The organism is Kitasatospora sp. NPDC091335 (genome assembly GCF_044757205.1).
GTDB lineage: Bacteria > Actinomycetota > Actinomycetes > Streptomycetales > Streptomycetaceae > Kitasatospora.
Map to the genome: position 1 here is coordinate 358,452 of NZ_JBIVUM010000001.1, position 17,801 is coordinate 376,252.

16 protein-coding genes are annotated in these 17,801 nt (G+C 73.6%); 7 read left to right on the forward strand and 9 right to left on the reverse strand.

Going from position 1 to position 17,801, the window contains the following annotated elements:
* Window positions 1-42 precede the first annotated feature (42 nt).
* Window positions 43-1,284 carry a peptidoglycan-binding protein gene (locus tag ACIQOW_RS01625; RefSeq protein ID WP_401078475.1) on the reverse strand — a complete coding sequence of 414 codons (1,242 nt, stop codon included), beginning with the start codon at window positions 1,282-1,284 and terminating at the stop codon, window positions 43-45.
* A 328-nt stretch (window positions 1,285-1,612) separates the two neighbouring features.
* Between ACIQOW_RS01625 and ACIQOW_RS01630 the strand changes: the two genes are divergently transcribed.
* The 3 genes from ACIQOW_RS01630 to ACIQOW_RS01640 all read left to right on the forward strand — a co-directional run bounded on the left by ACIQOW_RS01630 (window position 1,613) and on the right by ACIQOW_RS01640 (window position 4,761).
* Window positions 1,613-3,697, forward strand: coding sequence for an MFS transporter (locus ACIQOW_RS01630; RefSeq protein WP_401078477.1), 2,085 nt, complete (start codon window positions 1,613-1,615; stop codon window positions 3,695-3,697).
* 37 nt (window positions 3,698-3,734) lie between these two features.
* Window positions 3,735-4,214: a CYTH domain-containing protein gene (locus ACIQOW_RS01635; protein WP_401078479.1), complete on the forward strand. Its 480-nt coding sequence runs from the start codon at window positions 3,735-3,737 to the stop codon at window positions 4,212-4,214.
* Between the two features lie 223 nt (window positions 4,215-4,437).
* Window positions 4,438-4,761, forward strand: coding sequence for an antibiotic biosynthesis monooxygenase family protein (locus ACIQOW_RS01640; protein WP_401078481.1), 324 nt, complete (start codon window positions 4,438-4,440; stop codon window positions 4,759-4,761).
* A 62-nt stretch (window positions 4,762-4,823) separates the two neighbouring features.
* On the opposite strand, the gene ACIQOW_RS01645 is transcribed toward ACIQOW_RS01640, so the two are convergent.
* From ACIQOW_RS01645 to ACIQOW_RS01665, 5 genes are all read right to left on the reverse strand, one after another.
* Window positions 4,824-6,035, reverse strand: coding sequence for an acyltransferase family protein (locus ACIQOW_RS01645; RefSeq protein ID WP_401078483.1), 1,212 nt, complete (start codon window positions 6,033-6,035; stop codon window positions 4,824-4,826).
* A gap of 70 nt (window positions 6,036-6,105) precedes the next feature.
* Window positions 6,106-7,002 (reverse strand): LysR family transcriptional regulator, encoded by an 897-nt coding sequence (locus tag ACIQOW_RS01650; RefSeq protein ID WP_401078486.1) that lies wholly within the window; start codon window positions 7,000-7,002, stop codon window positions 6,106-6,108.
* A gap of 62 nt (window positions 7,003-7,064) precedes the next feature.
* Window positions 7,065-9,359 carry an excinuclease ABC subunit UvrA gene (locus ACIQOW_RS01655; protein ID WP_401078489.1) on the reverse strand — a complete coding sequence of 765 codons (2,295 nt, stop codon included), beginning with the start codon at window positions 9,357-9,359 and terminating at the stop codon, window positions 7,065-7,067.
* A 205-nt stretch (window positions 9,360-9,564) separates the two neighbouring features.
* On the reverse strand, window positions 9,565-10,215 hold the full coding sequence (locus tag ACIQOW_RS01660; protein ID WP_401078492.1) for a M15 family metallopeptidase: 651 nt from the start codon (window positions 10,213-10,215) through the stop codon (window positions 9,565-9,567).
* A gap of 65 nt (window positions 10,216-10,280) precedes the next feature.
* A complete protein-coding gene (locus ACIQOW_RS01665) occupies window positions 10,281-11,594 on the reverse strand; it encodes an XRE family transcriptional regulator (RefSeq protein ID WP_401078495.1) in 1,314 nt (437 codons plus the stop codon).
* Between the two features lie 317 nt (window positions 11,595-11,911).
* Between ACIQOW_RS01665 and ACIQOW_RS01670 the strand changes: the two genes are divergently transcribed.
* The 4 genes from ACIQOW_RS01670 (at window position 11,912) to ACIQOW_RS01685 (ending at window position 14,195) form a co-directional block, all read left to right on the forward strand.
* The gene (locus ACIQOW_RS01670) at window positions 11,912-12,064 is read left to right on the forward strand and encodes a hypothetical protein (RefSeq protein WP_401078497.1); all 153 of its coding nucleotides are present in this window, start codon (window positions 11,912-11,914) and stop codon (window positions 12,062-12,064) included.
* A 14-nt stretch (window positions 12,065-12,078) separates the two neighbouring features.
* Window positions 12,079-13,167 (forward strand): methyltransferase domain-containing protein, encoded by a 1,089-nt coding sequence (locus ACIQOW_RS01675; RefSeq protein ID WP_401078500.1) that lies wholly within the window; start codon window positions 12,079-12,081, stop codon window positions 13,165-13,167.
* Window positions 13,168-13,398: 231 nt separating this feature from the next.
* Window positions 13,399-13,698, forward strand: coding sequence for a helix-turn-helix domain-containing protein (locus ACIQOW_RS01680; RefSeq protein WP_401078503.1), 300 nt, complete (start codon window positions 13,399-13,401; stop codon window positions 13,696-13,698).
* 170 nt (window positions 13,699-13,868) lie between these two features.
* A complete protein-coding gene (locus ACIQOW_RS01685) occupies window positions 13,869-14,195 on the forward strand; it encodes a hypothetical protein (RefSeq protein WP_401078505.1) in 327 nt (108 codons plus the stop codon).
* On the opposite strand, the gene ACIQOW_RS01690 is transcribed toward ACIQOW_RS01685, so the two are convergent.
* Genes ACIQOW_RS01690 through ACIQOW_RS01700 form a run of 3 tightly spaced genes read right to left on the reverse strand, consistent with a single transcriptional unit; the run spans window position 14,192 to window position 17,762 of the window.
* A complete protein-coding gene (locus tag ACIQOW_RS01690; protein ID WP_401078508.1) occupies window positions 14,192-15,028 on the reverse strand; it encodes an ECF transporter S component in 837 nt (278 codons plus the stop codon). The two genes, ACIQOW_RS01685 and ACIQOW_RS01690, sit on opposite strands and share 4 nt — an antisense overlap.
* Window positions 15,025-16,656: an ABC transporter ATP-binding protein gene (locus tag ACIQOW_RS01695; protein ID WP_401078511.1), complete on the reverse strand. Its 1,632-nt coding sequence runs from the start codon at window positions 16,654-16,656 to the stop codon at window positions 15,025-15,027. The genes ACIQOW_RS01690 and ACIQOW_RS01695 overlap by 4 nt, the downstream gene beginning before the upstream one ends.
* Window positions 16,653-17,762, reverse strand: coding sequence for an energy-coupling factor transporter transmembrane protein EcfT (locus ACIQOW_RS01700; protein WP_401078514.1), 1,110 nt, complete (start codon window positions 17,760-17,762; stop codon window positions 16,653-16,655). The genes ACIQOW_RS01695 and ACIQOW_RS01700 overlap by 4 nt, the downstream gene beginning before the upstream one ends.
* Window positions 17,763-17,801 lie beyond the last annotated feature (39 nt).

Here is a 17,801-nt window from a genome sequence, read left to right on the forward strand (position 1 = left end):
GGTCACCGGCTGACGGGGGCATCACCGGCTGACGGCCCGCGGTCAGCAGCTGTTGCGCTTGTCCAGGGCGGCACGGGTGTTGGGGCCGAAGACGCCCCGCTTGTCGCCCTTGATGTCCCAGATCCACTGGACGTAGCCGACGGTGTTCACGGTGGTGTCGTCGTACTGGCCGGTCACCGGCACCGTCGCCCAGCAGACGACCTTGGCGAGCTTCTGCTGGAGCGCGGTGACATCGGGGCCGCTCATCCCGTACTCCAACACCCGGGGGGCCGGGTCCACAGGAGAGGTCGGGGCGGCGGTGGGCGTCTGGGCCGGGGCCGGGGTGGGCGTCGGGGTGGGGGTCGGCGTGGGCACCTGGACCGGGGGCGGGGGCGCGGAGGGGGCCTCGGCGGTCGGCGGGGGTGTCGGCGTCGGGGCGGCCGTCCTCGTCGGGCTCGGCTTGCGGGTGGGTGTCGGCGTCGGGCTGGGTGCCTCGCTGGTCGGCGGCGGCGTGCTCGGGGTGGACGTCGCCAGGGCGGGCGGGTCCACCGGAGCGGGCGCCAGGGTGGTCGTCGGCAGTGGCTGCGCCTGCTTGGCCGACGGCTCGTCGGAGGGCGTCACCGCGTACGCGATGCCGATGGTGAGCGCCACCAGGGCGGCGCCGACTCCGGCGAGCAGCCCCTTGCGCCGGGCGAGCGGGTGCTCTTCGGCCTGCTCGGCCGCCCGTCTGGCGGCCCGGCCGCCGCCGGCCTCCGGCGCGGGCGCGTCCGGGCCCTGTCCGAACGGGAAGAGGCCGATCTCGTTCCCGTCCGGCGTCGGAGACGGCGTCCGCGGCTGCGTCCGTGTCTGCTGCTGTGCCTGTGGCCGCATCCGGGCCCGCGCGGCCGCCGGGTACCCGGGGGCCCCGCCCGGCCCGGCGGGCGGGACCGGCGGCAGCACGGTGGTGGCGTACGCGTCCGGGTGGTCGCCGGTGCCGGGCCCGAACGGGGCCTGGTCCGGGCCGACGGGCGGGAAGACGGTGGTGGCGTACGCGTCCGCGTCCGGGCCGAGCGGGGGAGGGGCCGGCGGACCGGGCAGCCCCGGGGGGACCGGCGGCAGCATCGTGGTCGCGAAGGGGTCCACCACCGGGGCGCCAGGGTGGGCCTCGTCGGCCACCTGTCCGGCGGTCTGCGGAACGTACGGGCGGACCAGCGGCGGGCCCTCGATGTGGGGCAGGACGGCGGTCTCGGTGAGGCTCGGGTCCGGGACGCAGCCGCACCCGGTGGAGCGTGCGGTGCCGCACGTCGGGCAGTGCTGGTCCGGCATCGGCCGGTCCTCCTCGGTTTCGCGTCGATTCCGCGGGCGGGTGTTTCGGTCGTTCGGCGTACGTTCCGAGCGGGCCGGGCGCACGATCGCGCCTGATTATGCAGGACTGTCCGGAGGGTGGACAGGGGCGTCCGTCCTTCGGCGGGGATGTTGTGCCGGTTGGTGCCGGTTGGCTCCTCCGAGAACGCCCGGGGCGCGGCGGTTGTCCCCGGCGCTTACGCTCGGCTCAACCCGATGGAACATATCGGGACGAACCGACCAGCGCGGTGAGCTGGGAGTGATCATCCGCACGGCCCGGCCGACGGGCCCGCGACCCCATGGAGACGCCATGACGGATCCGCGCGCCGCGTCCGGGAGTCCCGCGGGCGGCAGCGCCGCGGGCGGGAACGGCCCGCCGGCGGTCACCGTCCCCAACCTCTGGGTGCCGATCGGGGCCCTGCTGCTGGCGATGCTGCTCGCGGCCCTCGACCAGACCATCGTCTCCACCGCGCTGCCGACCATCGTCAGCGACCTCGGCGGCCTCGACCACCTCTCCTGGGTGGTCACCGCCTACCTGCTGGCCTCCACCGCCGCCACCCCGCTGTGGGGCAAGCTCGGCGACATGTACGGCCGGAAGCGCTTCTTCCAGGCCTCCATCGTGATCTTCCTGCTCGGCTCGGTGCTCTGCGGGATCGCCCAGAACATGGGCGAGCTGATCGCCTTCCGCGCCCTCCAGGGCCTGGGCGGCGGCGGGCTGATGGTGCTCTCCCAGGCGATCGTCGGCGACCTCGTCGCCCCCCGGGACCGCGGCCGTTACCAGGGCCTCTTCGGCGCCGTGTTCGGCGTCACCAGCGTGCTCGGACCGCTGCTTGGCGGGGTGTTCGTCGACCACCTCAGCTGGCGCTGGGTCTTCTACATCAACCTGCCGATCGGCATCGTCGCCCTGGTGGTGATCGCGGCGGTGCTGCACGGGACGGAGGTCCGGCGCGAGCACCGGATCGACTACCCGGGCACCGCCCTGATCGCCGCCGTCGCCACCTGCCTGGTGCTGATGACCTCGCTCGGCGGGACCACCTGGGCCTGGAGTTCCTGGCAGATCGTCGGCCTCGGCGTGCTCGGGCTGGTACTGCTGCTCGCCTTCGTCCTGGTCGAACGGACCGCGGTGGAGCCGGTGCTGCCGCTGCGGCTGTTCCGCTCGCGGACGTTCAGCCTGGTCGCGGTGATCTCCTTCGTGATCGGCTTCGCGATGTTCGGCGCGCTGACCTACCTGCCGACCTTCCTCCAGGTGGTCCAGCAGGTCTCGCCCACCATGTCCGGCATCCACATGCTGCCGATGGTGCTCGGGATGCTGCTCACCTCGATCGGCTCGGGACAGATCGTCGCCCGCACCGGCCGCTACCGGGCCTTCCCGATCGCCGGGACGGCCGTGACCACCGTCGGGCTGCTGCTGCTCTCCCGGCTGGACGAGCACAGCAGCACCGCCGAGATGAGCCTCTACTTCCTGGTCTTCGGCCTCGGCCTCGGCCTGGTGATGCAGGTGCTGGTGCTGATCGTGCAGAACTCGGTCGGCTACGAGGACCTCGGCGTGGCCACCGCGGGCGCCACCTTCTTCCGCTCCATCGGGGCGTCCTTCGGCGTCTCCGTCTTCGGGACGATCTTCGCGAGCGGACTGCGCAGCCGGCTCGCCGACGCCCTGGCGGGAGTGCCGCTGCCGCCCGGGTTCCGGCCGGAGGTCATCACCTCCGACCCGCGGGTCATTCCCCAGCTGCCGGCCGCCGTCCAGCCAGGTGTCTACCACGCGTACGCCGAGTCGATCACCCGGGTGTTCCTGTACGCGGTGCCGATCGCGGTGGTCGCCTTCGTGCTGTCGCTGTTCCTGCGCGAACAGAAGCTGCGCTCCACCGTCACCGCGCCGGACCTGAGCGAGTCCATCGGGGTCAACCCGGTGGAGCGCAGCTCGCTGGACGAGATCGCCCGCGCGCTCGCCGTGCTGAACAGCCGTGAGGCCCGGCGCGACCTCTTCCGGCGGATCACCGAGGCCGCCGGGCTGGACCTGCTGCCCGCCTCCAGCTGGCTGCTCCTCCAGATGCACCAGCACGGCTCGGTCGAACCGGCCGAACTGGCCGAGCGGCGGGTCGTACCGGTCTCCGTCATCGAGGAGGCAGTCCGGGAGGTGGAGGGCCGGGGGCTGGCGGCGCGGGCCGGCCGGCTGCCGCTGCGGCTCACCGAAGCGGGCGAGGAGGCGGCCCTGCGGCTGGTCGCCGCCCGGCGCACCCAGCTCGCCGAACTGCTGGGGGACTGGGACGAGCAGCGGTACGCCGAGCTCGCCGGGCTGCTGAACCGGCTCAGCTCCTCGCTCTGCGCGGACCGGCGCGACCGGCCGGACCCGGCGGGGCCGGAGGCGCCGTACCGTGGGGAGGGGCGGTCGTTCTGACGGCCCCCTCGCCGTGTCGGGGAAGGATGGTGCGGCCATGCCGCTCGAAATCGAGCGCAAGTTCCTGCTGGGTGCCTTCGAGCCGCCGGAGACGGCGGTGCGGCAGCACATCGAGCAGGGCTACATCGCGATCAAGGACGACGGGACGGAGGTGCGGCTGCGGCGGATCGGCGGCAGCCGCGTCCTCGGCGTCAAGCGGAAGGCCTCCTCGGCCGGCGCACCGGTCCGGATCGAGGTGGAACGCGAGCTGGAGGAGCGGGAGTTCACCGAACTCTGGCCGGCCACCGAGGGCGCCCGCCTGGTCAAGGACCGCTACACCTTCGACGTGTCCGGCGTCACCGTCTACGCGGACGTCTACCAGGGCGAGTTGGCCGGGCTGCGCACCGTCGAGGTCGAGTTCGGATCGGAGGCGGAGGCGGCGGTGTTCTCGGCGCCGGAGTGGTTCGGCGCCGAGGTCACCGGTGTGAAGGCGTACAAGAACCAGACCCTCGCGACCCGCGGACTGCCCGACTCCTGACGCCGGCGCGGGGCTTACGGCGTGCCGAACCAGCGCGGGGTGTCGAGGCGGAACGGGTCCCCGGGGGCGAGCCGGCGACGCCCGCACCCCCGAGGGCGCCTGCGGCCTCGCCCCGCGCGACGACCAGCGCGTCCTCCCGCCGTGGATCGCCTGAGCCACGGCTTGTGAGGTGTAGCAGACTGCTCCCCGTAAGCAGTCACCGGAGCAGAAGGAGTGTGCGCCCATGTCCGTCGTCAAGATCAACGTCCTGACGGTGCCGGCCGAACAGCGCGAGGTGCTGGAGCAGCGCTTCGCCTCCCGGGCCGGCGCGGTGGAGAACTCGGACGGCTTCGAGTGGTTCGAACTCCTCCGCCCCGTCGAGGGCACCGACCAGTACCTGGTCTACACCCGCTGGCGCAGCGAGGAGGACTTCAAGGCCTGGATGGAGGGCCCGATGAAGTCCGCCCACCAGAACGGCGCCTCCGGCGAGGCCCCCAAGCGCCCCGCCGCCTCCGGCTCGACCCTCTGGTCCTTCGAGGTCGTCCAGTCCGCGGGCCCCAAGGCCTGACGCCGCGCGGTTCGACGGTCCGCCGCCGGCCGCCCGTGGGGTGGCCGGCGGCGGATTCGTGCCTAGCGGGTCAGTGGGCTGGTGGGGGACGGGAGCCGGGGGTTCGGGAGGGAGCGGGCCACCAGGCGGCGGAGGTGCGGGGTGAGCGGCTTCTCGACGAAGCGGTAGAGCAGCCAGGCGGCGAGGAGCATCGCCGTGGTGACGGAGACCAGCGTCGTCCAGGCGCCGAGGCGCTCGTTCCAGCGCCAGATCAGTCGCACGCCGACCGACTGGTGGATGAGGTAGAGCGGGTAGGAGATCGCCCCGGCGACGGGGAGCCAGCGCCACTGGATCCTGTCCAGCTTGCCCAGCGCCACGAGGAACATCAGGCCGTACATGGCGGTGATGGCGGTCAGGCAGGCCTTCCAGTCGATGCCGTGTCCCTCGGCGGCCATGACCGCGGGCAGGTGTTGCTGGACCAGCAACCAGGACAGGACCAGGATGCCGAGCGTCTCGCCCGTGATCCGGCCCTCCTTGCGGAGCAGGAAGAAGGCCACGCCCGCGATGAAGAACGGCGCCCAGTCGGGGAAGAGGAGCGTGTCGAGCAGTGGAATGCCGGCCTTCGGCACGAACACGCCGGCCAGTGCCCAGCACCAGCAGAAGGTGGAGACCCGGCGGACGTTGGTGCCCAGCAGGACGACGACGGAGAAGATGATGTAGAAGCGCAGCTCGATCCAGAGCGTCCAGGAGACGGTGTCCACGTGCCGTACCCCCAGCGGTTCGTGGAGCATCGTCAGGTTGGTCAGCATCTGGCTGAGCGTGATCCGTTGTTCGCCCGGGGGGTGGGGGCCGTAGCGGTTGGCGAGCGTGCCGATCACGACCGCGGCCCAGTAGAGCGGGAACAGCCTCAGGACCCGGCTCTGCCAGAACTTCTGCAGCGACTTGCCCCAGCTGGACATGCAGATGACGAAGCCGCTGATCATGAAGAAGAACACCACGCCGAGCCAGCCGAACCCGGCGAGGCGGTGGAGCCGGGGGAAGAGCTCCGTCGAGGTCCGCTGCCAGGGGACGGTCTCCGCCCCGGCCAGGTAGTGGAAGCCGAGCACCGACACGGCGGCGACGAGGCGCAGCCCGTCGAGCACCAGGATGCGCGGCGGGCGTGCGGCCTTCGGTGCGAGGCCCGGTGCGCCGGCGGCCGAGGCCGGGTGGTCCTGGCGAAGGGGGAGGACGGTCGTGCCGCCCGGTGGTGCGGGCGCCAGGGGGAGTCCCCCGACGGGTGTGAGCTCTTCGGTCATCGTGTTCTCTGGAATTTATGCGGCGCCCACGGCGCCGATGGTCTTTCGGTGAGGGTCGAACCTCGTGATCCTAGAGGAACGGGGCCGATCCTGACATGGCCGCGACCGCGGCATCGCGCAGGCTCGGGAGGGGTTCGTGGTCGGTGCGCCAGAGGAGGCGGAGGTGGAGGGGCGGGGGGTCGAGGGGGAGGCGGGTGAGGGTGCCGGCGGTGAGGTGGTCGTGGACGGCGGAGGCGGGGAGGAGGGCGATGCCGAGGCCCTGTTCGGCGCAGGCGCGGGTGACGGGGACGGCGCCGGTGTGGAGGCGTCGGACGTGGTGGCCGAGGAGGTGTTCGCCGGCGAGGTGGTAGGAGCAGGCGGGGGAGTCGACGAGGAGGCGGTGGCCGCGGAGGTTCTCGCGGGTGAGGGTGGTGGCGCGGGCGAGGGGGTGGGTGGGGGCGGCGACCAGGGCGAGGGGGACGTGCTGGAGGTCGCGGTGGTCGAGCGGGGCGGGCGGCAGGGGGAAGCCGAGGGCGCCGAGCGGCCCGGGGAGGTCGAGGATGAGGGCCGCCTCCAGGGCTCCGGCGGCGACGCCGGCGAGGAGGGCGTCCCTGGAGGGCTCGGTGTGGAGGGATATGTCCAGGCCGGGCCGTCGGTCGGTGAGGCGGGCCAGGGCCGCGGGGAGGTGGGTGGCGGCGATGGCCGCCAGGACGCCGAGCCGGAGGCGGGCCCGGGTGACGACGACTTCGCGGCGTGCCTGTTCGGCCTGGTCGAGCAGGCGCCGGGACCACGGCAGCAGCCGTTCCCCGGCCGAGGTGAGGGTCATGTCGCGCCTGGCCCGGTCGAACAGGTCGGTGCCGAGGCTGAGTTCGAGGGTGCGGACCTGTTCGGAGACGGAGGACGGGGCGAGCCCGAGCGCCACGGCCGCGCCGGTGACCGTGCGGTGGGTGACGACGGCCTCGAAGACGCGCAACTGACGTAGTTCCACTGGCTCCCCCGAACGCCTTCGTTCCCGGTGCTGCGGGACAGCGTACGGGGACGCGCCCCGTCCTACCCGGCCGCCGCCTCCGCCAGGGCCCTGCCGGTGAGCGAGTCCGTCCGGCGGGCCAGTTCGGCCGGCGGGCCGGTGAAGAGCAGGCGGCCGCCGTCCGACCCGGCGCCGGGGCCGATGTCGATCACGTGGTCGGCCTGGGCGACGACGCGGAGGTTGTGCTCGACGACGACCAGGGTCGCGCCCGCGTCCACCAGTTCGGCGAAGAGCCCGTCCAGCCGTTCCACGTCGCCGGGGTGCAGGCCGGTCGTCGGTTCGTCGAGGACGATCCGCTCCTCGGCGAAACCGGCGGAGGCGCTGAGGTGCCGGGCGAGCAGGAGGCGCTGCTTCTCGCCGCCGGAGAGGGTGTCGAGCGACTGCCCGACGGCGGTGTAGCCGAGCCCGACGCGCTCCAGCCACCTCATCGGCTCCGCGATGTCCGGGCGGCCGGAGAAGAGGCCGGCCACGGAGCCCGCCGTCATCCGCAGGACGTCCGCGATCGTGTGGCCGTCGAGCTTCGCCTTCAGGGCCGTGGAGTTGAAGCGTTCGCCCCCGCAGGCGTCGCAGGGGGTGGCGACGTCGTCCAGGAAGGCGAGTTCGGTGGTGATGTGGCCCTTGCCCCGGCAGGCGGGGCAGGCCCCCTTGGAGTTGAAGCTGAACCAGGCCGGTTCGAGCCCGGACGCGGCGCCGAACGCCTCGCGCACTCCGTCGGCGACGCCGAGGACGCTCAGCGACATCGACCGTACGCCGCCGCGCAGCGGATCCTGTCCGACCACCGTGAACTCGCGGTGCTGGCGCGGGAGTTCATTGGTGGCGAGGGAGCTCTTGCCGGAGCCCGCGACGCCCGTGACGGCGGTGAGGACACCGATCGGGATGTCGACGTCGAAGCCGGTGAGGTTGTGCGCCGAGGCGCGGACGACCCGGACGCGGTCGCGCGGCTCGCGGACCGTGCGACGCACCTCCAGCGGGGTGGAGAGCAGCCGCCCGGTGACGGTGTCGCTGGTGCGCAGTTCCTCCGGCGTCCCCTCGAATCGTACGAGGCCGCCGTCCGCCCCCGCGCCCGGCCCCATGTCGACCACGTGGTCGGCGACGCGGATCACCTGGGGGTGGTGCTCCACGACGAGGACGGTGTTGCCCGCGTCGCGCAGCCTCAACAGGAGCTGGTTGAGTCGCCGCACGTCGGCGGGGTGGAGGCCGGTCGAGGGCTCGTCGAAGACGTAGGTGATGTCGGTGAGGGCGCTGCCGAGGTGCCGGACGATCTTCACCCGCTGGGCCTCGCCGCCGGAGAGGGTCGACGACTCGCGGTCGAGCGAGAGGTAGCCGAGCCCGACCGAGAGCAGCGCGTCCAGCGTGTGCCGGATGCCGGCCAGGGCCGGTGCCACGCGCGGATCGTCCACCGCGTCCAGGAGTTCGCGCAGGTCGGCGACCGACATGGCCGACCAGTCCACGATCGAACGCCCGTCGACGAGGCTGGCGCGGGCGGCGGCGTTCAGCCGGGCGCCGTCGCACCCGGGGCAGACCCGACGGGTGGTGAGGCGTTCCAGTTCCTCGTGCACCTGCGGGGACATCTTGGTCGGGCGGTTCTTCACGTAGACGTCGCGCATCCGGGTGATGACGCCGTCGAAGCGGGCGGTCTTGGGGAATTGCGGATCGGGGTTCGGCAGCTTGTACCGGTCCGCGTAGAGGAAGAGCCGCATCTCCTCGTCCGTGTAATCCCGCAACGGCTTCTTCCGGTCGAACAGTCCGCAGTGGGCGAAGCGTTTCCAGCGGTAGACACCGGGCCGGAACTGGCTGAACCGCACGGGCCCTTCGTCGATGTTCAGGTCCGGGTCGATCAGCTCCTCGACGTCGATGTCGACGACGGTGCCGAGGCCCTCGCAGTCGGGGCACATGCCCGCCGGGTCGTTGAAGGAGTACGCGGGAGAGTACCCGGCGGAGGGCTCACCGATCCGCGAGAACACGAGCCTGAGCAGCGGGGCGATGTCGGAGGCGGTGGAGACGGTCGACCGGGAGTTCCCGGTGAAGCGGCGCTGGTCGATGATCGCGGTGAAGGTGAGGCCGCTCATCGACTGCACCTCGGGCGCCGGCATGTGCGGCAGCCGGTTCCGTACGAAGGAGGCGTACGTGTCGTTCACGAGGCGCTGCGCCTCGGCGGCGACGGTGTCGAGCACGAGTGAGGACTTGCCGGATCCGGAAATTCCCGTGACGACGGTCAGGGCTTTCTTCGGCAGGTCCAGGCTGACGTTTCTGAGGTTGTTGACGGCCGCTCCCACGACACGGATGACGGATTCGCCGGTGGAATGCTGAACGCCCATGTCCGCCATCATAGATTTGATCGGCGATTTGCCCGGTGATTTGCTCGGCTGTTTGTTCGGCCGGGATCAGCCGGCGAGCGTGGCGTCCGGGTACGCCCGCACCGACGGGAACACGGGGTGCGGTGCGGTGTCGACGCCATCTTGACCCCGGGCCGGGGCCCCGGTCGGCAGGGCTCCACCGGCCGCGTGTCGCAGCGGGTGCCGGCTACCGGTGCGCCGGGCCGTAGAGCGCGGACGGCGCGCCGGTGGCCAGCGCCCAGTAGCGGTCCCCGTACGACCAGTGCCACCACTCGGTGGGGTAGTTGACGAGCCCGGCGCCGGTCAGGACGTCACTGAGCAGCCGCCGGTTGGCGCGGGCCCGGGCGCCGATGTTCTCGGCGTGGGTGTAGCAGGCTCCGGCGCTCTCCTCCGGGCTGGCGTTGACCCTGGTGCCGAGGTCGAGTTCGCGGCCGTCGGCGTCGACCAGGGTGAGGTCGACGGCGGCCCCGGCGCTGTGCGGCGCGATCTCCGGCGGCGAGACGTAGCGGCTGGCCGCCGACCTGATCCGCCCGTCCGGCCAGCCGGGGTTCGCGGCCCGCAACTCGGCGGCGTACTCGTCGAAGTAGCGGCTCTGGAGCGCCGGCGGCCGGTAGCCCTCGACGAACAGGAGCCGCAGGCCGTCCGGCAGCGCCGCCTGCGCGTCGAGCAGCCGGTCGAGCACGCCGGCCCGCAGGTGCGCGAAGGCCCCGGTGCCGTCCTGCTTGCGTTCGTCGACCGGCAGCACGGCGCCGCTCCGGACGTCCAGGAGCCGATCGCCGCAGTCCTCGACGGGTATCGCGGCGACCTTCGGGTCGGACATGAGGACGATCTCGCTCAACACGCCTCCTGGGGAAGGGAACCGGCGCTGTGCGAGGGGCGCGCTCCCGTGCGGGTGATGGGCGCTCAGCCTACCCGCAGGCGTTCCAGGAACTCCGGGACGCCGTCGACCCGGCGGTAGCGCTTGAACGCCGGTGCTAGTTCGCGGACCAGGGCCGCGCAGCGGGGTGCGCCGATGCGGGTGGCCAGGTCGAGCGACTCGCCGGTGACGGCCAGGGCCTGCTCCACGTCCCCGGCCTTCAGGCAGCTCCTGGCCTGGTACGTCAGGAAGATGCCGCGGGTCTTGTCCCTGGCGCGGGGCAGCAGGGCCACCCCTTCCGCGATCCTGGCACGGGCGTCGCCCGCCCGGCCGAGGTCCAGAAGGCACCGGCCGGAGTCCACGGCGAGGTCGGCCGGGCTCATCCACGCGCACCACCCGGGCGCGGGGTCGGCGGCTTCGACGGTGAGGGTGGATTCGGCGTCGGACAGGTCCCGGTAGCAGGCGGAGCGGTCGCCGAGTACCGCGTGGGCCCGGGCGCGGCGGAGGAGGAGCAGGGACCGGGCGGTGGGGTGCGAGACGCCGTGCAGCGCGTGTCCGAGCTGCTCGACGGAGACCTTCGGCTCCCCGAGCCAGGTGGCCTGGTAGGCGAAGTCGGACAGGACTCCGGCGCCGTGGTCGCGGTCGCCCGCGGCGTGCGCGGATTGCAGGGCGGCCTCCCAGAACTTTCCGGCCGCCCAGTGCCGGCCCTGGTCGAAGCGGTGCCAGCCGCAGGTGGTGGCGAGCGAGGCGGCCAGCCGGTGGAGGCGACGTCCCGTCGTCTCGTTGTACCGGCCCTCCGCGATCAGGTCCGTGACGGTGGCCAGGTGGGCGTCCATCAGGCGGATGGTGTGCTGGCGCTGTTCGGTGGGCAGGGCGGCCAGCTTCCCGCTGGCGTCCTCCAGCCAGTCCACGAGTTCGCCGTCCACGCGCTTGCCGGTCAGGGCCGAGGTGAGGTGTTCGGGCCGGGCGGCGGCCCACTGGGCGGCCAGGCCGGTCAGGGAGATCGCGCTGAAGGTCATGAAGCTGCGGCGGTCCATGGCAGCCCTCCGGGTGTCGTGGAGTGCGTGAACGGTGTGGGCGGCCCCCAGCGGCAGCGGTTCGTCGCGCCCGGGCAGCCAGTGGGGCCAGCCGTACGCCTCCAGGTCCGAGGCCGGGACGTCGAAGGCTTCGGCGATGAGGAGTTGGGAGTCGGCGTTCGGCGTCTTGCGCCGGTGCTCCCAGCGGCTGATGGCCGTCTTGTCGGCACCGGAGAGGAGCCCGTGACGGCGGGCGGCCTTGTCCAGCTCCGCGACGAGGTCTCCCTGCGACCAGCGGCGCAGTTCGCGGGCGTAGGCGAGGGGGTGTCGGATCGGGTCGTGCACGGGGTCAATCCCATCATCGACAGTGACCGGAAGCTTACTGTGGGCGAGGGTGGGACAACCCCGGGACTACCGGCAATGCCTGTTCGGTGACGGCTCCTTGGGCTGTACTCGACTCGGGCCGGCCGGGCTCCTTCGCAGACAGGGTCGGCTGCCCGGCCGTCTTCCGTCTTCAGCCTTGAGAGGAGCACGCCCATGTCCTGGCCCGAGCCGAAACCGCCCCCGCCCAAGCCGATGGGCCCGCGCACGCCCCGTCCACCGGACCGGCGGAGCGGTGGACCGACGACCACGATCTTCAGCACGTTCGAGAGGAGCAGGACATGGGCAAGCACGGCGGAGGGCCCGGCGCCGACGGGCCCGGCCAGGCGGGTGGGGGCAAGGGCGGCAGCCACTCCGGGAAGCCGGACACCGCTTCGCAGGACGGCAAGCGGGACGCGCCGCCGACCAACCTGCCCAAGCCGTCCAGGCCTTGAGGAGTGACGACCGCATGAGGTGGAGCGCGCTCGCCGATGCCCTCCGGGAGTCCGGGGCGCTGTCGGCCGACTGGGAGCCGGCGTTCCGGGCCGTGCCCCGTGGGCTGTTCGTTCCGGACCGGATCCGCCGCGGGGGTGGGTGGATCGACCGGGCGGAGCAGCCCGCCGAATGGGGGGAGGCGGTCGCCTCGGACATCCCGCTCGTGACCCGGCTGGACGAGGACGGCAGCACGCCGTCCTCGTCCAGCTCGATGCCGACCGTCGTGGCCCGGATGCTCTGGCACCTCCAAGTCGCCGACGGCATGCGGGCGCTGGACATCGGCACCGGTTCGGGCTGGACGGCCGCGTTGCTGGCCCGCCGGCTCGGGGCGGAGAACGTCACCACGGTGGAGCTGGACCCCGAACTGTCCGCTGCCGCGCGGTGCCGGCTGGTGGCGAACCGCCTGCCGGTCGGGACCGTGGTCGGCGACGGCATGCTCGGCCACCCGGCGGGTGGGCCGTACGACCGGGTCCACGTCACCGCCGCCGTGCAACGCGTCCCCGGGACGCTGATCGAGCAGACGGTGCCCGGCGGCGTCATCGTCGTCCCGTACGGCACGGCGTTCTGCAACGGCGGGCTGCTGAGGCTCACCGTCGCCGACGACGGCCGTTCCGCGAGCGGGCCGTTCGTCGAGGACGTCGCCTTCATGTGGGTGCGGGACCAGCGGCCAGGGAGCGGCGAGTTCGAGATCGAGGACGTCCGGTACGGCCCGTCCGCGCTCGACCCCGCCGCCGTGGCCGAGCACACCGACGCGGCCTTCGCGATCGGGCTGCGGCTGCCGGGCCTGTTCCGGCAGGAGGTGTGGGCGGGCTACGACCGGTTCGGTACGGGCCGGTTGGAGGTGTGGGACGGGGTCTCGTACGCCCACTGCCGCCTCGCCGACCGGGACGGCCGGCACGCCGTCTCGCAGTCCGGCCCCCGCAACCTGTGGGACGAGGTGACCGCCGCCCACGCCTGGTGGCAGCGCCAGGGCGAGCCGGGCCTCGACCGCTTCGGCCTGACCGTCACCGCCGCGGGCGAGCACCGGGTGTGGCTGGACCAGCCGGAGCGCGTGATCGGTTGACCGCTGGATCGCGAGGAGCGCCCACGGCTCACGCGCCGGGGGCGCGCCTGGCTGTGCGCGTTTGCGCCGCCTAAATGAGTGATGTGGGAGGGAATTTGATGGGGCGTTACAGCATTACGGTGAAGATTGCGATGCCGGGTGCTCGGAAGGGGCGCTCGGCGATCGGGCAAGAGTTACCCCGGCGGTGCGCCAACACCCCGGGGTTCGACACCAGGAGAGAGAGCCTCCACGATGCAGATTCATCGTATCCCCAAGCATGCTCCCGGGTACACGATCCTCGACAGCGGCCACGTCGTCCGTAAGCACGCGCTGAGTTGGGCCGCGCGCGGGCTGCTGAGCTACCTGCTCAGCCTGCCGGACGGGGCGCGTGAGGACGTCCGGACGCTCGCCGCCAAGAGCGTCGAAGGGCGGACGACCGTCGCGAGGGCGCTCAGGGAGCTGGAGGCGGCCGGGCACTATGTGCGGCGGACGCAGCGCGATCCGCTGCCGGGCAGGTGCGGACGGTCGTCTCCGTTCACGAGGTGCCGGTGACGTCGGGGAAGGCTGCGCGTACGGTGCCGCCGCCTCCCGTACCTCCGGCCGCCGGTGCCCCAGCTCCAGGCGGGCCAGGCGGCGGGAAGGCGGGAAGCCCGTCCAAGGAACCGGAAACGAAGGATGTGGAAGAACCTTCCGTCCGTCCTTCCGGGAAGTTGACGGCGGGCATGGCGCTGCTGCTCGAACTCGGCCGCCGGGAGCCGAGGATGGCCCTGGCGGGCAAGCCGCTCAGCGACCAGGCCGCGCGGGTGGAGGGGCTGCTCGCGGGCGGGTGGACGCGAGACGCGCTGGCGGGGATCATCGCGGCGCCGCTGCCGGACAGGGTCACGCACAGCGTCGGCGCCATCGTGGCGGCGCGGATCGCCAAGGTGCCGATCGTTCCGGCACCCAGGCACGAAGGCGGCGGGCCGCGCCGGCACGAGTGCCCCGGGCGGGGCGGGATGTGCGGGCGGCCCGTCGCCGGGGCCGGGCAGGTGTGCGGGGCGTGCCGTTAGGGCTCCGGCGGGCGGAAGGTGACCGGGGCGTCGAAGGCGGCGCGGCGGGTGGTGCGGCGCAGGGCGCGCAGGACGGGGGTGCCCAGGGTGAGGCACAGGACGACCGTGAGGACGGCCCGGGGCAGGTCCCAGCCCAGCGACGTGGTCAGGCAGTACACCGCGAAGCGGACCAGGTTGGCGGGCAGCGGGTCGCCGGGGACGAAGGAGACGGAGCCGGCCAGGCCGCCGATGTACGGCCAGCCCTGGAGGTTCATGATCGTGCCGTACAGCAGGGACGCGACCGCTCCGTACCCGGCGAGCAGCAGGAGTTCGCGGCGGCCGCGCAGGGAGGAGGGCCCCGGCAGCAGCCCGGCGCCGAGGCAGACCCACCCCATGGCGAGCATCTGGAACGGCAGCCACGGCCCGACCCCGCCGGTCAGCAGCGCGGAGGCGAACATCGACAGCGAGCCGAGCACGAAGCCGAAGCCCGGGCCGAGCACCCGCCCGGACAGCACCATCAGGAAGAACATCGGCTCCAGCCCCGCCGTCCCCGCGCCGAGCGGACGCAGCGCCGCGCCCGCCGCCGCCAGCACGCCCAGCAGGGCCACCGACTTGGCGTCCAGGCCGGGAGCCCCGCCGCCCGCCGAGCGGCCCTCCGAGATCTGGGCGATGACGACGGCGAGCAGGAGCGGCAGCAGCAGGGCGAACAGCCACGGCGCGTCCGCCGAGTGGCCGACCAGCGCCGATCCGGTGGAGGCGAGCAGCGGCCAGCCGAAGGCGGCGACGCCGACCAGGGAGACCGACAGCAGTGCCGCGACGGACCGGCGTCCCAGCGGGACGGGACGAGTACTCATGCGCCCGGTGCCTCCGTACCCGGCGCCCCCGTGCCCAGTGCCTCCGCGACCTGCCGGACGGTGAGCCACGGCCCCGGCGCCAGCACCTTGGCGACCTGCGGGGCGAAGGCGGGCGAGGAGACCACCACCTCCGCGGTCGGGCCGTCCGCGACGATCTCGCCCTCGGCCAGGATCACCGTGCGGTGGGCGAGTTCGGCGGCCAGCTCGACGTCGTGGGTGGCCAGCAGCACGGCGTGGCCCTCGGCGGCCAACGAGCGCAGGATCTCCACCAGCCGGGCCTTGGCGGCGTAGTCGAGGCCGCGGGTCGGCTCGTCCAGGAGCAGCAGCGGGGGCCGGGCGGTGAGTACGACGGAGAGGGCGAGGGTGAGCCGCTGGCCCTCGGAGAGGTCGCGCGGGTGGGTGTCGTCGGCGATGCCGGGCAGCAGGCGTTCGACCAGGGCGCGACAGGTGCCGGCGGCGGCGCCCGCGTCGGTGTCGGCGGCGGCGCACTCGGCGGCGACCGACTCGCCGTACAGCAGGTCGCGCGGGTCCTGCGGGACGAGGCCGACCTCGCGGATCAGGTCGGCGGGGCGGGTGCGGTGCGGGGTGCGCCCGCCGACCCGGACGCTGCCGGAGGCGGGGGAGTGCAGGCCGACCAGGCTGCCCAGCAGGGTGGACTTGCCGGCGCCGTTGCGGCCCATCAGGGCGGTGATCTCGCCGGGGCGCAGTGCGAGGTCCACGCCGCGCAGCGCCGGGACGGGGCCGCGCCGGACGGCGAGGCGGCCGGCGGTGGCGATCGGCTCGCCGGACGCGACGGCGGCGGCGGCCGGTGCCCGGCCGTCCAGTTCGGCACGCAGCGGTGCGGCCCTGCGGCGTGCGTCGCGGACGGAGAGCGGCAGCGGCCGCCAGCCCGCGAGCCGGCCGAGGCCGACCACCGGCGGGTGCACCGGGGAGTGGGTCATCACCTCGGCGGGCTCGCCGAGGACGGGCGGGGCGCCGGGGGTGAGCAGCAGCACCTGGTCGGCGTACTGGACGACCCGCTCCAGCCGGTGCTCGGCCATCAGCACGGTGGTGCCGAGGTCGTGCACGAGGCGTTGGAGGACGGCCAGCACCTCTTCCGCCGCACCCGGGTCGAGTGCCGAGGTGGGCTCGTCCAGCACCAGGACGCGCGGGTGCACGGTGAGCACCGAGCCGATCGCGACGCGCTGCTGCTGGCCGCCGGAGAGGGAGCTCAGCGAGCGGTCGCGCAGGTCGGCGAGGCCGAGCAGGTCGAGGGTCTCCTCGACGCGGCGGCGCATCACGTCGCCGGGCAGGCCCAGCGACTCCATGCCGTAGGCGAGTTCGTCCTCCACCGTGTCGGTGACGAAGTGCGCCAGCGGGTCCTGCCCCACCGTGCCGACCAGGTCGGCGAGTTCGCGCGGCCGGTGTTCGCGGGTGTCCCGGCCGCCGACGGTGACCCGGCCGTGCAGCACGCCGCCGGTGAAGTGCGGCACCAGCCCGCTGACCGTGCCCAGCAGGGTGGACTTGCCGGAGCCGGACGGGCCCACCAGCAGGCAGAGTTCGCCCTCGGGGACGGTGAGGTCGACGTCGCTGAGCGCGGGTGCGGCGGAGTCCGCGTACCGGACGGAGACCTGCTCGAAGGTGATCACGATGCCCTCCGGGGCGGGGTCGGGGCGGCGAACGCCGGTACCAGGCCGAGCAGGACGGTCAGCACGGCGGCCAGCGGCAGCGCGGGGACGGTCGGCGGGACGACGGTGGGGGCGAAGGCGGCCGGGTCCTGGGCGGCCAGGTAGGTGGTGAGGGCCGCCACGGCCGCCCCCGAGCCGGCGGTCAGCAACTCCGGCAGGGCCCAGGGGTCGGGCCGGTAGCGGCTCCTGACGGATCGTCGGCTGCCGAGCAGCAGTCCGGCGAAGGCGGCGGCCAGGCCGGTCAGCAGGACCGGCAGTGCCCAGCCGGCGCCGCCGGCCGTCAGCAGCCCGTACGCGGCGAGGCAGACCCCGAGCAGCCCCGCCAGGGTGAGCGCGGCGGTCGCCCTGGCGAGCCGGCGCGGGACGTCGGCGGTGCGGCCGAAGCCCCGGGTGTCCATCGCCGCGGCCAGTGCGATGGACCGCTCCAACGCGCCCTCCAGCACCGGGAGTCCGACGCTCAGCACGGCCGCGACGCCCTTGTCGGTGCGGCCGCGCAGGCGCCGGGCGGCGCGCAGCCGGCGGACGTCGGCGACCAGGTTCGGCGCGAAGGTCATCGCCACCACCACCGCCACGCCGGCCTCGTAGAGCGCGCCGGGCAGGGCGCGCAGCAGGCGGGCCGGGCTGGCCAGGGAGTTGGCGGCGCCGACGCAGATCAGCAGGGTGGCCAGCCGCAGCCCGTCGTACAGCGCCGCGAGCAGCCCCTCGACGGTGACCCGGCCGCCGATCCGGACGCCCTGCGCCCAGGCGGGCAGCGGGATTTCGGGCAGCGTGAACAGCACGTGGGTGCCGGGGACCGGTGAGCCGAGGAAGACCGCGAACACCATCCGGATGCCGAGCACCAGCAGGCCCAGCCGCAGGAACGCCCCGTACGAGCGGGACCAGGGCGCGTCGCCGCGCCGGGCCGCGACCACGTATCCGGCGACGGCGGCGAGTAGCAGCAGGATCGCCGGGTTGGTGGTCCTGGTCGCCGCCGCGCCCAGTCCGAGTGCCCACAACCACCAGGCCCCGGGGTGCAGTTGACGGGGGCCGGTGGGCGGCCTGGTGCTATGGACGGCGGTGCTGCTCACGGTGTTTCCTGGGTGGGGGCTACGGGGGGCACGGGGGGC